11 protein-coding genes are annotated in these 13,678 nt (G+C 61.8%); 7 read left to right on the forward strand and 4 right to left on the reverse strand.

Features of this window, described 5'->3' with window-relative positions:
- Window positions 1-24: 24 nt before the first annotated feature.
- The 4 genes from ACELLULO517_RS12615 to ACELLULO517_RS12630 all read right to left on the reverse strand — a co-directional run bounded on the left by ACELLULO517_RS12615 (window position 25) and on the right by ACELLULO517_RS12630 (window position 4,004).
- Entirely contained in the window at window positions 25-759 is a 735-nt protein-coding gene (locus ACELLULO517_RS12615) for an SDR family NAD(P)-dependent oxidoreductase (RefSeq protein WP_227307751.1), read from the reverse strand.
- Between the two features lie 16 nt (window positions 760-775).
- A complete protein-coding gene (gene attM, locus ACELLULO517_RS12620) occupies window positions 776-1,564 on the reverse strand; it encodes an AttM family quorum-quenching N-acyl homoserine lactonase (protein WP_227307752.1) in 789 nt (262 codons plus the stop codon).
- 34 nt (window positions 1,565-1,598) lie between these two features.
- Window positions 1,599-3,221, reverse strand: coding sequence for a GMC family oxidoreductase (locus ACELLULO517_RS12625; RefSeq protein WP_227307753.1), 1,623 nt, complete (start codon window positions 3,219-3,221; stop codon window positions 1,599-1,601).
- Window positions 3,222-3,302: 81 nt separating this feature from the next.
- Window positions 3,303-4,004, reverse strand: a complete 702-nt coding sequence (locus tag ACELLULO517_RS12630; protein WP_227307754.1) for a GntR family transcriptional regulator — start codon at window positions 4,002-4,004, stop codon at window positions 3,303-3,305.
- 147 nt (window positions 4,005-4,151) lie between these two features.
- Between ACELLULO517_RS12630 and ACELLULO517_RS12635 the strand changes: the two genes are divergently transcribed.
- From ACELLULO517_RS12635 to ACELLULO517_RS12665, 7 genes are all read left to right on the forward strand, one after another.
- Window positions 4,152-5,237: a sugar ABC transporter substrate-binding protein gene (locus tag ACELLULO517_RS12635; protein WP_227307755.1), complete on the forward strand. Its 1,086-nt coding sequence runs from the start codon at window positions 4,152-4,154 to the stop codon at window positions 5,235-5,237.
- A gap of 58 nt (window positions 5,238-5,295) precedes the next feature.
- Window positions 5,296-6,312, forward strand: a complete 1,017-nt coding sequence (locus ACELLULO517_RS12640; protein WP_227307756.1) for an ABC transporter permease — start codon at window positions 5,296-5,298, stop codon at window positions 6,310-6,312.
- Between the two features lie 14 nt (window positions 6,313-6,326).
- A complete protein-coding gene (locus tag ACELLULO517_RS12645; RefSeq protein ID WP_227307757.1) occupies window positions 6,327-7,826 on the forward strand; it encodes a sugar ABC transporter ATP-binding protein in 1,500 nt (499 codons plus the stop codon).
- The gene (gene lhgO, locus ACELLULO517_RS12650) at window positions 7,823-9,025 is read left to right on the forward strand and encodes an L-2-hydroxyglutarate oxidase (protein ID WP_227307758.1); all 1,203 of its coding nucleotides are present in this window, start codon (window positions 7,823-7,825) and stop codon (window positions 9,023-9,025) included. The genes ACELLULO517_RS12645 and lhgO overlap by 4 nt, the downstream gene beginning before the upstream one ends.
- On the forward strand, window positions 9,015-9,785 hold the full coding sequence (locus ACELLULO517_RS12655; RefSeq protein WP_227307759.1) for an SDR family NAD(P)-dependent oxidoreductase: 771 nt from the start codon (window positions 9,015-9,017) through the stop codon (window positions 9,783-9,785). The genes lhgO and ACELLULO517_RS12655 overlap by 11 nt, the downstream gene beginning before the upstream one ends.
- A gap of 419 nt (window positions 9,786-10,204) precedes the next feature.
- Window positions 10,205-13,306 carry a Hint domain-containing protein gene (locus ACELLULO517_RS12660; RefSeq protein WP_227307760.1) on the forward strand — a complete coding sequence of 1,034 codons (3,102 nt, stop codon included), beginning with the start codon at window positions 10,205-10,207 and terminating at the stop codon, window positions 13,304-13,306.
- On the forward strand, window positions 13,291-13,641 hold the full coding sequence (locus ACELLULO517_RS12665; RefSeq protein WP_227307761.1) for a hypothetical protein: 351 nt from the start codon (window positions 13,291-13,293) through the stop codon (window positions 13,639-13,641). The genes ACELLULO517_RS12660 and ACELLULO517_RS12665 overlap by 16 nt, the downstream gene beginning before the upstream one ends.
- Window positions 13,642-13,678 lie beyond the last annotated feature (37 nt).

Consider the following 13,678-nt stretch of genomic DNA (forward strand, 5'->3'; position numbering starts at 1 on the left):
GACGACCTCGTATTGTGACATGGATCAGTAGGTTGCGCGGCCACCGGAAATGTCGAAGACAGCACCGGTGGAGAAGCTGCATTCCTCGCTGCTGAGCCAGGCGACGAGGGCTGCGACCTCCGGCACCATGCCGAACCGCTTCATGGGAATTTTCGACAGCATATAGGCGATCTGCGCCTCGCTCATCTGCGCGAAAAGCGGTGTATCGACCGCCGCCGGGGTCACGCAATTGACGCGAATATCCGTCTCGGCGAGTTCCTTGCCGAGGGATTTGGTGAGACCGATGACGGCGGCCTTCGACGTGCTATAGGCGCTGGCGTTCGGATTGCCTTCCTTCCCGGCGACGGAGGCAATATTGACGATGCGACCATAGCCCGCGCTCAGCATCAACGGCACCACAGCACGGTTACAATAGTAGAGCCCATTGACGTTGATATCCATGACCCGCTTCCACTGGTCGATCGGGTAAGTCCAGGCCGGGCCGTTTGGACCGGTGATGCCGGCGCTGGCGACGAGGATATCGACCGCGCCGAGGGTTTCCGCACTGCGCTGAGCAGCGGCCTCGACCGCAGGCCAGTCCGTGACGTCGAGTACCAGGCCGCCTTCCGCGCCGGCGGATTTTGCCTTGTCATCGACCAAGGGGTCGGCATCCCAGACGATAACCCGCGCCCCTTCGGACAGCAGACGCTGGACGATGCCGAGACCAAGGCCTGAAGCGCCACCGGTGACGATGGCGCGCCGTCCGACAAATCGCTTCATTTGTCCTGGCTCCGCTTCAGGCATAATAGTCGGGTGCCTTTTTAAAGCTCGGCCACATATCCGGGTCATGCCCGGTGACGATCAAGGCGCCGGTCTGATCGGCGATCATGCGCAGTTTCTTGACCGAATGAGCGACTTCGACGGCGGAAGTCAGGAAGCCGGGCAGGCAAAGCTCGTTCCAATGATCCATCGTATAGGTGGCATCGATGGTCAGCAGAATGGGTCCGCTTTGCGGCAGGGTGATGAGGAAAGATTGATGTCCGGGCGAATGACCCGGTGTGAAGATCATCTTGATGACGCCGTCACCGTAAAGATCGAAACCATCCGTCAGGGGGCCATCAAGCATATGCCATTTCAGACCGGGCTTGTCGAAGTCCTTGCGGATATAACCGCCGGCGGAAAACCAGTCGGCGGTAAAGGCATAATCGTATTCACGCTTCTGGACGATATGGGTCGCATTCGGAAAACGGCCGCAGGCACCTGTGTGATCCAGATGCAGATGGGATTGCACGACATAGCGGATATCGCCTGGATCGAAGCCCATCTCCTGAAGCTTGGTCACACAGCCTTCGCTGCGATCCATCAGCGGGTAATAGATATCGGCGACCTTACCCCAATGGCCGTGCGGATCCTCGGCCGCCTCGACCGCCGTGCCGCCATCGATGATGACATTGCCCTTGGGATGGGTGATCAGGAACCAGGGAATGGGGGTGAAAAACTCACCCTGCCCGGCGCCGAGCTTGATATTGACTTCCTTCTGCCGGATACGCCCGGTCTGGAAAAAGTAAAGGCGAATGTAGCTCATTGTCGCTCGCTCCTTCTTTCTTGGTTTTGTTTGATCAGGCAGCGCGGGCATCGGCCAGGATCATATCGGCGGCCTTTTCGCCGATCATGATGATGGCCGCGTTGGTATTGGCCGATATGAGGCGCGGCATGATTGATCCGTCCACGACCCGAAGGCCGCTGGCACCATGGACCTTGAGCTCGGGGGAGACGACCGTGCCCGGTCCTTCCCCCATGGTGCAGGTACAGGTCGGGTGGTAGATCGTGCTGCCGCGTTCCCGGCAATAGGCGAGCAGTTCATCATCGCTGTTGACGGCCTTACCCGGCTCGATCTCTTCCAGCAGATAATCGCCCATGGCAGGCGCATGCACGATCTGCCGCAGGCGGCGGAGCGATGCGATATTCGCCTGCTTGTCGGCGTCACTCGCGAGGTAGTTGACGCGGATTTCCGGGGCGACGGTGGGGTCCGCGCTTTTGATGCGCAGGCTGCCGCGGCTTTCGGGGCGCAATTGGCAGACGGAGGCGGTGAAGCCTGAGAATTTGTGCAGGGTCTCACCCATCTTGTCCGTGCTGAACAGGATGAAATGGACCTCGCAATCCGCTGTCGCGTAGCGCGGGTCCGTCTTGAAAAAGGCCGTCGCATAGCCGGCAGCCGAGGTCAGCGGGCCACGGTGATGACGGAAATAATCGTAGGCCATGCGCATGCGCCCCATCGGGCTGTGATAGGAATCGTTGATGGTGACTTTCTGTTTGCTTTTGAAGACCATACGCACCTGCAGGTGATCCTGCAGATTGGCGCCGACCGCGGGCGCGTCCTCGATCACCGGGATATTATATTGGCGGAGCAGGTCTGCCGGACCCCAGCCGGAAAGTTGCAGCAGTTGCGGGGAGTTGATGGCGCCACCCGAGAGAATGACCTCGCGTGCCGCGCCGGCACGTTCAATTCGGCCCTGATGTTCGTATTCCACCCCGACGGCCCGCTTGCCTTCAAAGATCACCTTATGGGCGAGGGCATGGGTGCGGAGCGTGAGATTGGCACGGCCGAGCGCCGGGTGCAGAAAGGCAACAGCGGCACTACAGCGCCGACCATGACGGGAGGTGAGCGGGAAATAGCCGACGCCCTCCTGCTCGCCGGCATTGAACTCCTCCCGATGGGGCAGGCCGGTTTCCATGCCGGCGCGAATAAAGGCATCGCAGAGCGGATGCGGATCGGGATAGGAGACGGAGAGACCGCCGCCGGTGCCGTGATATTGGTCCGCGCCGCGCTGATGATCCTCGGATTTGCGGAAATAGGGCAGGACGTCGTCAAATCCCCAGCCGGGATTGCCGAGTTGCCGCCAGAGATCGAAATCCTCGCGTTGGCCGCGCAAATAGACGAGACCGTTGATCGAGCTTGAGCCGCCCAATACCTTGCCGCGCGGCTGAAAGATGCGCCGGTTGTTCAGCTCGGGTTCCGGCTCCGTCTGGTACATCCAGTTGACGGTCGCGTCCTTGAACAGCTTGCCATAGCCGATCGGGATATGGATCCACATATTCCTGTCCCAGCCGCCGGCTTCAAGAAGCAGCACGCGATAGCGACCGGATTCCGTCAGCCGATTGGCAAGCACGCAGCCGGCGGAGCCGGCGCCGACGATGATATAGTCATAGGTCGCAATCGGTTCCGGCTGCGTCTTGGGCATTGTCTCATCTCCCAGTCTTTTTATGCGGCGTGCTTTGTCGCCTTGGCCTTGCGGCAGATCGTCAATCGTCAGGCAGGCCGGTCAGCCAGTCGTATTCCTTGATATCCAGCCACCATGGGCGGCCTTGAAGGCAGCGAGAGCGGGCTGCATATGATCGACAGACAGCGTCTCGAAACTTTCCCGATCCCCGATCCGCATGGCCTGGATCATAAGGGCATGCTCCTCCCGCGACTGATCCGCGAGAGAGGGATTGGCGATGGCATAGCAATGGATGGCCGCGGTCTTGATCCAATATTGCTGGATGAGCTCGGCCAGATGGCGGTTGCGGCATTCGTTGAAGATCAGCTGATGGAACTGGTCATTGGCGATGGCCGCCTTATCGAGGTCGCCGGCCTTGCCGCAGCGCACATAGTCGTCGTTCACGGCGATCAGGGTGGCAATGAAATCCGGGGAGGCGGGCAGGGGCACGCGGCGTGCGGCTTCGCGTTGCAGGATGGCACGGATGTCGTAAAGTTCGTCGACCTCCTCAGGCGAATAGTCGCTGACGACAGCACCGCGATTCTGGCGCCGCCGTACGAGACCGTTGCGGTCAAGCTCGTCCAAGGCCGCACGGATGACATGGCGGCCGACGGCAAAGCGCTCGCTCAACTCCTCCTCCACCAGCCGCTCGCGCGGCTTCAGGCGGCCGAAGACGATATCGTGCTGCAGCGCACTGACGACAGCGGCAAGCCTTGCATCGGATCTTGTATTGGCCTGCCGGTCTTCCGTCTCGGCACTTGCCATCAGCCTTTCTCCCGTTCGGCAAAATTTGGTCGCCGAAATTGTTGACAATTTTGGTAACACGATTGATAAGCGCGAGGCAAGCTGCCTTCACCGCTTATTGCGGTGCAAAAAAGACCAAAGAAAAACAACAAGAAGGGTCTATCCACAATGGATGAAACCATGCCGACCGGCGACCAGACATCGACCGCGGTCGATCGTCGCCGCTTGCTCGCGGGCCTGGCTATGGGTGTCGGGGCTGCGGCATTGGTCGCGGGCTCCAGCCGCCGGGCGGTCGCGGCGGAAGCCTTTCCGACCATCACGTCCAACGGCAAGAAGGTGAAAGTCGGGATCGGCCTGAACTACGGGCCCTTCAATCAGCCATGGCGTCGGGGTTGCTGGCGCATCGCCCAGACCGTCAAGGATATGGGCGGCGAGTTGGTGACGATCCGCGGCCAGCCGTCCAAGCAGAGCGAGCAGGATGTTGCGCGCCAGTTGCTTGACCGTGGCATCGACGTTCTGGTCCTGGGTATCTATTCGGGCGAGTCCGAGACCGCCTATATCGTCGACCAAGCCCATAGCCGTGGCATCAAGACGGTTGGTTTCATGGTCAATGCCAAGGATTCCCCGGCGGTGCTGGAAGATACCTGGGGCACCGGCGCGGTGATGGGCAACTGGATTCAAAACCGCCTGCAGCGCCAGGGCGCCATCGTGCAGACAGCCGAGGATCGCGGCTTCTATGCGCCCTTCGATATGGAAGTGGACATGCTGTCGCTGATGACCAAGTTTCAACCGCGCATGAGCATGCTGCCATTCATGACCGGTAGCGTCTCGACGACCGATGAAATTTCCAAAGGTCGTGAAAACTGCTTGTCGCTTCTGCAAGCGCATCCCGATCCGAACTCGCTTCAGCTTCTGACGTCCTGGTGGTGGCCGCTGACCATCGGCGCGGTGCAGGCGCTGCAGCAGATGAACCGCAAGGTGATCGTCACCAATCACTATTTCTCGGACCAGCTGCTGGACGAGATGAGCGATCCTTCGACGCCGATCGCCTTCAGCACGGATGTGCCTTACCACATCGCCGGCGACCGCGTCGGGCAATTGGCCATCGCACTCGGCCAAGGGCAGAACGTCCCGAACGACTCCTACTTCACCCCGGTGGCCTATATCGACAAGTCGCAGGCGGCGGCGGCTCATGCGGAGTTGAAGGAAATGGATAAGAAGGCGATCGCCTTGCTTGGACAATACGGCGGCTAAGACTGCTCTCATTCGTGCCTGCCTGCCTGCGACGCCGGCCTGTGCCAGAGGAAAAGCCATGACCATGACAACAACCGCTGTTGTACCTCCTCCGACCCAAGCCGGCGCCAAAGGCCGGTCACGCAACGGATTGCACTTCCTCCGTCGTTGGGGAACGATCATCGTGATCGTGCTGGTCGGGCTTCTGTTCTCGAAATTGTCGCCCTATTTCCCGACCATCTCCAATTTCAACAATATTCTGTTTTCGATGATCGTCAGCGCCCTGGTCTCCATGGGCCTGACATTCGTGGTGGCCGCCGGCAGCTTCGATCTTTCGGTCGGCGTGACGGTGACGACGGTGTCCATCGTGACCGCGCTGCTTATTCCCTATACCGGCATGGCGGGTGGGATCATTCTGGCGTTGATCGCCGCCTGTCTCATTGGTCTTGTCAACGGTTTGCTTGTCACCTACGCGCGCCTGTCCGGAATCGTGTCCACGCTTGGCATGATGTTCGTGCTGGGCGGCATCAATCAATATCTGACCAATGGCTATCAGGTTCCGGTCGCCTATGGCGAAGTCGCCTTCCGCTATATCGGTCAAGGTCGTGTGGGTCCGATCGCCTTCCCGGTCATTCTACTGGCTTTGGTCTTCATCGCCGGCCATATCCTGGCCACGCGCAGCAAGGCCGGCCACTATATCGGTGCCGTCGGCGACAATCCGATGGCGGCCTATTATTCCGGCATTCTCGTCTACCGATGGGTGACGGTCTCCTTCGTGCTGTCGGCCCTGTTCGCTGGGATCGGCGGCATCATCCTGACCTCGATCTCCTCCTCCGCGCAGCCGGTGGGCGGAGAGGGATATTTGCTGGAAGCTTTCGCGGCGGTCTTCCTGGGGGCGACCATCCTGGGCAAGGGCAAGCCGCATCTGCTCGGCACGCTGCTGGGCGTCTTTTTCCTCTACATGGTCAGTTCGGGCATGAATATGGTCGGCATTTCCTTCGCCACCCGACAGCTGTTCAACGGTCTTGTCCTCATCCTGGCGGTCGGTGCGAATGCATTGCTCAACCGGGAAGAAATCCACCTCAAATTCATCTGAGCGGGAGACGGGATATGAGCGTACCGCTGATCGCGCTGCTTGACCTGCGCAAGGATTTTTCCGGTGTGCATGTTCTGAAGGGCATCGATCTTGCCTTCGAGGCAGGTGAAATTCACGGATTGCTGGGCGAGAATGGCGCCGGCAAATCGACGCTCATCAAGATCCTGACCGGTGTCTATGCACCGTCCAGCGGTCAGGTGTTGATGGACGGAAAGCCGGTCACCATCCATCGGCCGATCGACGCGCATCGCCTGGGGCTTGGCGCCGTCTATCAGGATTCCGAACTCGTCGGCTCCTATACGGTCGCAGAGAATATCGTGCTGGGCAATGAGCCGCGCGGGCCTTGGATCAACCGTCGCAGGATTCGCGCCGAGGCGGTCGGCATCATGGACCAGATCGGCCTGACGCTGGACCCCGATCGCCCGGCCGCGAGCCTGACGGCGGCCGAGATGCAAATGGTGACGCTGGCCACGCTGTTCCATCGTAAATATCGACTGATCATCCTGGACGAGCCGACCGCCCGCCTTTCCGCGCCGGAAACGCGGCTGCTGTTCCAGCTTATCGCGCGGTTCCGGCAGCAGGGCATCAGCATCGTCTATATTTCCCACCGGTTGAACGAGATCAAGGAACTATGCGACCGCGCCACCATTCTGCGGGACGGCATGGTTTCGGGTAGTTTGCAGCGCCACGAGATCGAGGAAGAGATCGTCACCAAGCTGATGGTCAATCGCAGCATGGCGGAACTGGATATCGGCAATCCCGGTCTGGCGCAGGATCGCGTGGTGCTGGAATTGGATGGGCTGACGACGGACCGCCTGTCGCCACTGTCGCTGACCGTCCGCGCGGGAGAGATCCTCGGCATCACCGGTCCCTTGGGCGCCGGGATGGAGCAGATCGAGCGCAGCCTTGGCGGTCTTGGCGCCTATCGGGGTGATATCCGTGTGGATGGGGTGGTGCGACCCATTCGCTCACCCCATGATTCGCGGAAGGCGGGCATTGCTTTGATTCCGGAAGACCGGCGTAAGCAGGCGCTGTTTCCCAATCTGTCGCTCGCCGAGAATGTCAGCCTGCCGGCCATGAGTGAGCTTGCAAAGCTTGGTCTTATCGCCCACGCGGCCGCCAATGCCTATGCAAACAGCGTGGTGCAGCGGCTGGCCATTCATCCGCAGGCGCCGGAGCGGCCGATGCGCTATTTCTCCGGCGGCAATCAGCAAAAGGCCGTGATCGGCAAATGGCTGAAGCGGGAGGCAAGGGCCTATATCTTCGTCGAACCGACATCCGGCGTCGATGTCGGCGCGATCCGGCAGATCTACGAAATCATTCTAGGGCTGGCGCGGTCCGGCGCTGCGGTTATTGTCATCTCGACATCGGTTAAGGAACTGCTTGCCTTGTCGGAGACGATAGCCGTCATTCATCATGGCGCGATTTCGGCGCTTCTGCCGCGTGCGGATTGCACAAGAGACAGCCTGCTGGCCATGACCATCAGCGCGACCGCCCCCAGCGTCGCCGCATGAGCTATGACTTCTGCATTATCGGGGGCGGTATCGTCGGGTTGGCGACGGCCCGCGCGCTGATCCAGCTGCGGCCCGAGGCGCGCATTGTTCTGCTGGAAAAGGAAGCGCTGCTTGCGACCCATCAGACCGGGCATAATAGCGGCGTGATCCATGCCGGCATCTATTACAAGCCCGGCAGCCTGAAAGCCGATCTTTGCCGGCGCGGGGCGATTGCGACCAAGGAATTCTGCACCGAACACGGCATTCCTTTCGAGACGCCGGGCAAACTTGTGGTCGCGACCGACGATTTGGAGTTGCAGCGCATGGCAGCGCTGGCCGCCAATGCGCGGCAGAACGGGATCGATTTCGAGATTCTGGACGAGGCCGGGCTGCGCCGGCAGGAGCCGAACGTGCGCGGCCTCGGCGCGATTTTTGTGCCGTCGAGCGGGATCGTGAATTACCGCGAAGTCTGCCGGGCCATGGCCGATGAAATCCGCGCGGCCGGCGCCGTGATCGAACTGGGCGTCAAGGTGGATCGGATCGACGAAACCGCCCAGGGTGTGACTGTGGGGGCAGGCGAGCGGTCATGGACCGCCGGCAAGCTGGTTGCCTGCGCCGGGCTGCAATCGGACCGGCTGGCCAGGCTGGCGGGAATGGCGATCGAGCATCAGATCGTGCCGTTCCGCGGCGAATATTATCTGGTGCGCCCGGAAAAAAGCGGCATCGTGCGGCATCTTATCTATCCGGTGCCGGACCCGGATCTGCCGTTCCTGGGTATTCACCTGACACCGATGATGGGTGGCGCGCTGACTGCCGGGCCCAATGCGGTTCTGGGCATGGCGCGGGAAGGCTATGCACGCTTTTCGGTGTCACCGGCGGATGTGGCGGCCTATCTGCGCTTTCCGGGTTTCTGGCGGGTGATGCGTCAGCATCTGCGGTCCGGCCTGGGCGAGATGCGACGCAGCCTCTCGAAATCGCTCTATCTCAAGGAATGCCAGAAATACTGTCCGGGGCTGACGGAAGCCGATCTATTGCCCTATGAGGCCGGCATCCGCGCCCAGGCAGTGATGAAGGACGGGACGCTGGTGCATGACTTTCTGTTCCTGGCGACCGAGCGGATGCTGCATGTATGCAACGCGCCGTCCCCCGCCGCGACCTCGGCCATTCCGATCGGCGAGATGATTGCACGACGATCCATGGGGATGGCGAATGCGGCCTGATCTGTTCAGTCTGAGCGGCCGGGTGGCGCTTGTCACCGGCGGCAATGGCGGCATTGGCCTGGCCATGGCGCGCGGGTTGGCGCAAGCTGGGGCCGATGTCGTGATCACCGGTCGCGATGCCGAGAAGGGCAAGGCGGCGGTCGCGAGCCTGGAAGCCCTGGGCGGCCGCGCGGCCTTTCTGGCGGGCGATTTGGCGGAAGCCGAGGATTGCAAAGGGCTGGCGGACAAGGCCGCCGATCGCTTCGATCGGCTGGATATCCTGATCAACAATGCCGGGATCGTCGCGCGCAAAAGGCCTGAGGCGCTGACGCTGGAAGAATGGAACCAGGTTCTGGCGACCAATCTGAGTTCCGCCTTCCTGTGCGCCCAAGGCGCTTATCCGCATATGCTGGCGGCCGGTGGCGGCAAGATCATCAATATCGGCTCGATGCTGTCGCTGTTCGGCACGGCCTTCGGCGCGGCCTATGGCGCGAGCAAGGGCGGCCTCGTGCAACTCACGCGCTCCCTGGCGGCAGCCTGGGGGCCAGAGAATATCCAGGTGAATGCGGTACTGCCCGGCTGGATTGCGACGGCAATGGGGGCAACGGCGCGCGCGGAAGTCACGGGCCTGGAAGCGCGTGTGACGGAGCGGACCTTCGCGCGGCGTTGGGGTGAGCCGGACGATCTTGAAGGCATTGCCGTGTTTCTGGCGAGCAATGCCTCCAACTATATTACGGGCGCGGCGATCCCTGTGGATGGCGGCTATGCCGCTGCCGGATGAGCAAGGGTCGCGCGCATTCTCCCCAAAACAGACAGTCTTTTGTCGGAATTTGATTTGGCAATCAGCGTCGGTCAGGTGTCATAGACCTGAAGGTTCTATAATTTCGAAGCGACCTGGGACTATGTCTTCAGAGACGCAATCCACAAGTAAAACCACAAATAAACGTGTATTTATCTTTGATCGCCCCCGCGTCCGAACCTGCGGCGATTCGGCCAAGCCGTCTCTTGCCCTTGGCGCCGTAAGATGCTGTTTCTGGCGTGACTTCGTGAGGTTGCTTGTTCCATTCTGAAGGCCCCGGACGGCGAACCGGACCTGGCACGGCCGATACGAGATTGACGACGATAGCGTGCATGCAGGTAAAATAATCGGTGCCGCCGGAAACCGCGCGCCGACCTATTGTGAGACATAGAGAGACGAGCATGGCGACAGTGAGCAATGCGAACGCGGTCGCCTTGGGCGCGAATGTGGCAACCGCACTCTACGGGGTTACCGGGGCGGGGGTGAAGATCGGCATCATCTCGGACAGTTTCGACGCGCTCGGCGGCGCGGCCCAGGATATGGCCGACGGCAATCTGCCGACCACCGTCACGGTCCTGAACGACAACCCGACGGGCGCGGACGAAGGGCGGGCGATGACGGAACTGGCGTATCAGATTGCGCCAGGGGCTTCCTATTATTTTGCCGCCGGTGGCGACACGGTCGCGAGCTGTGCCGCCGCCGTGGCCGCGCTGCAGGCCGCCGGCTGCACCATCATCATCGACGATCTTGGTTATGGCAGCAGCGAATCTTTCTTTCAGACGGGCACCGTGCTGGATAACGCTATTCAGACCGCCGTGGCCGCCGGGGTGAGCTATTTCTCGGCCGCCGGCAATGACGGTCAGAACTTTATCGAACAAGGCTTCACCCCGCTCAGCGTGACGGTTCCAGGCATTGGGGATGTGGTGGCGAATGATTTTGGCGACGGCAGCCCCTATACGACCATCACGCTCGCTGAAGGCGAGGCGACCACGCTTCTGCTGGAATGGGCGCAGCCCTTCGCGACGATCGGCACCGCAGGCGCCGGTGCGCAGAACAGCCTGGCCTTCTATCTGATCGACAGCGAGGGGAACGTCGTTGCCGAGTCGACCGAATCCGAACTCGGCGGCGATCCGACGCAAGGCATTGCGTTTACAAACACCACGACCTCCACTCAGTTCACGCTCGTCGTCGTACAGAATGGCGGCGTGGTGCCAACCGGCCAGCAATTCATCATCGACCAGATCACCGGCAGCGCGACCTTCGATAGTGCTGACGCAGGGACGGGCTCGGGCAATATTCTGGGCCATGAGCTTTTGACGGATACGAATGTCGTCGGCGCCGTCACCTACAGCAACACGCCCGCCTACGGACAGACGCCGGTTCCCGCCGCCTATACCTCGACCGGCCCGGGCGAGATCCTGTTCGACGTGCAGGGCAATCCGCTTGCCACCCCGATCGTCGCGGACGAGCCGAATTTCGTGGGTGTTTCCGGTTCCGACACCTCTGTGCCCGGTTTCGCGCCATTCAGCGGCACGTCGGCGGCGGCGCCGAATGTGGGCGCGGTCGGCGCCCTGATGCTGCAGGCAAATAGCGGGTTGACGACGACCGAGGTCACCGCGCTTCTGGAGCAATCCACCATTCCGGTCGATACGACGATCGCCAATGCCGGGGAGGGGCTGGTGCAGGCCCGCGCGGCCGTGGAACTCGCCGCCGCCGCGCTCGGCGCACGCTGGTCCGACAGCGCGGGCGGCAACTGGAATGACGCGGCGGCATGGTCCACCGGAACGGCGCCGACTACCGATGGCGCGGCCATGCTGAGCGATGATCTGGGCGCCATCACCGGCAGCTATACGGTGACCGTCGATACCGCGTCCGACGCGGCGGGGTCGCTGACCTTGTCCGCGCCCGCAGGGTCATCCGTGACGCTGGCGGTGGCGGCGACAGGCGTGCTCGCGATCGGCGGCCCGGCCACCAGCAATATCACCGCCGGGGATTTTCTGGTCGCGACGGGAGGCACCCTGTCGATCGGCGGCGGTACCCTGAACGTCGCTGGGTCATTGAACGTCAATGATGGCATCGTTCTGCTCGCGGCCGGGCAGATCACGGCCAATAACTATGCCCAGATTGCCGGCGGCATCGCGATCGGCGGCGCCAGTGGCGATGGCGCGGGTGCGACCATCTCTCTCACCGGCACGCTCGGCATCTTTGAAACCGGTGGCGAATTCGCGCTGTACGACGAGGCCGTCGTCAATACGACGACGGCTCTTTTTTCGGATTCGACATTCAGCATCGGTAGCGCGAGCGACAGCTTCAACGATGCGGGACAGGCGACGTTCTACAATACCGGCTTCATCGATGCGGGCAGCTTCACCAGTACGGCGCTGGAATATTACGGCGGTGAGGCCTCGATCATCGAGGCGGCGCTGCTGTCGACCAGTTCGCTCTCGATCGGGTCCGCCACCTCCGTCTTCACCCTGGCGGGCACGCTGGACGATGCGGGCGAGCTTAATATCGGCATGGGCACGACCGGCGGCACGATCGGCATTGAGGAGACGGGCTCGCTGACCATTGGCAGCAGTGCGAGCGGCGTCGGCATTACCTTTTCCAGCGACGGCGGATGGCTGGACTTCGCCTCTGCCGACAGCGCGGTGCTGGCTACCGGCCTGACCTCCATCATTTCCGGGTTCCAATATGGGTCAAGCGTGATCGAGTTCGGCGCTCTCACCTATGATGCCAATGACAGCTACAGCTTCGATGATGGCGCATTGTCGATCTATGACGGGTCGACACTTCTGGCCGCCCTGGCGCTTGACTCCGCCGCAAGCTATGCGGGTTTCGATCTCAAGGCGGGCGCGGATGATCAACTGGAAATCTCGGCGATGCCGTGTTTTGCGGCTGGAACGCAGATCCTGACCGAGCGCGGGCCTGTGGCGGTGGAGCATTTGACCCTGGACGATCGCGCCATCACGGCGGATGGCCGCAGGGAGGCGATCGTCTGGATCGGCTCGCGGCGGGTCGATTGCCGGCGCCATGCCATGCCGGGCCAAGTTCTGCCGGTTCGCGTGGCAGCCCAGGCCTTCGGGCCTCAACAGCCCGCGCGCGACCTGTATCTGTCACCCGATCACGCGCTGTTCGTCGATGGGGTGCTTATTCCCGTCAAGCACCTGATCGACGGCGCGGCGATCCGGCAGGTCGATGTCGACGCAGTCACCTATTTCCATGTCGAACTCGGCCGCCATCAGATCGTCCTGGCGGAAGGGCTGGCTGTGGAAAGCTATCTGGATACCGGTGACCGCGCTGCCTTCGCGGCGGGGCAGGTCGTTGCTCTGCATCCGGCCTGGGGGCCGTCTGGCATCGACGCATCGCTCATAATGGAGGCGATGGGCTATGCTCCTCTGCGCGTGGCGGGCGTTGAGCTCGATCGTGCCCGTGCGATGCTGGCAAAGTCTCGGCACGCGACCGAAGATTGTGTCAGTGAGAAGAGAGCATGGCGCGCACCATAAAGCCGTTGAGCAGCACGATCCTGGACCGCCTGACCCATGTGTTGGTGCGCTATTTGGGGATTCGCCCCTCCAGCCCCGAGGCCCTCGCGGCGGTGGTGGAGCCAAACCAGAATTTCGTCAGAATGCTGAAGGCCTCGTATTGGGAGCCGGGCCAGGATCTGGATACGGCGGATAGGAGCGCGTTTTTCACCCTGATCGCGCTTCGCTTCGCGGGCGAGGCTTGGCCGTCTCAGGAACAAGGCAAGGCCTATTTCACCAAGACCTTTTTGCCGCGCCTGCATGAGGGTGCGGAGGCAGCCGGTTGGGCCGTCGTCGAACCGGGGGAGCAAGATTGACGCCTGACGATCAGGGCAATATTGCGCCCTATCCGGC

Origin of the sequence: Acidisoma cellulosilyticum, assembly GCF_020621385.1 — a bacterium.
Lineage (GTDB): Bacteria > Pseudomonadota > Alphaproteobacteria > Acetobacterales > Acetobacteraceae > Acidisoma > Acidisoma cellulosilyticum.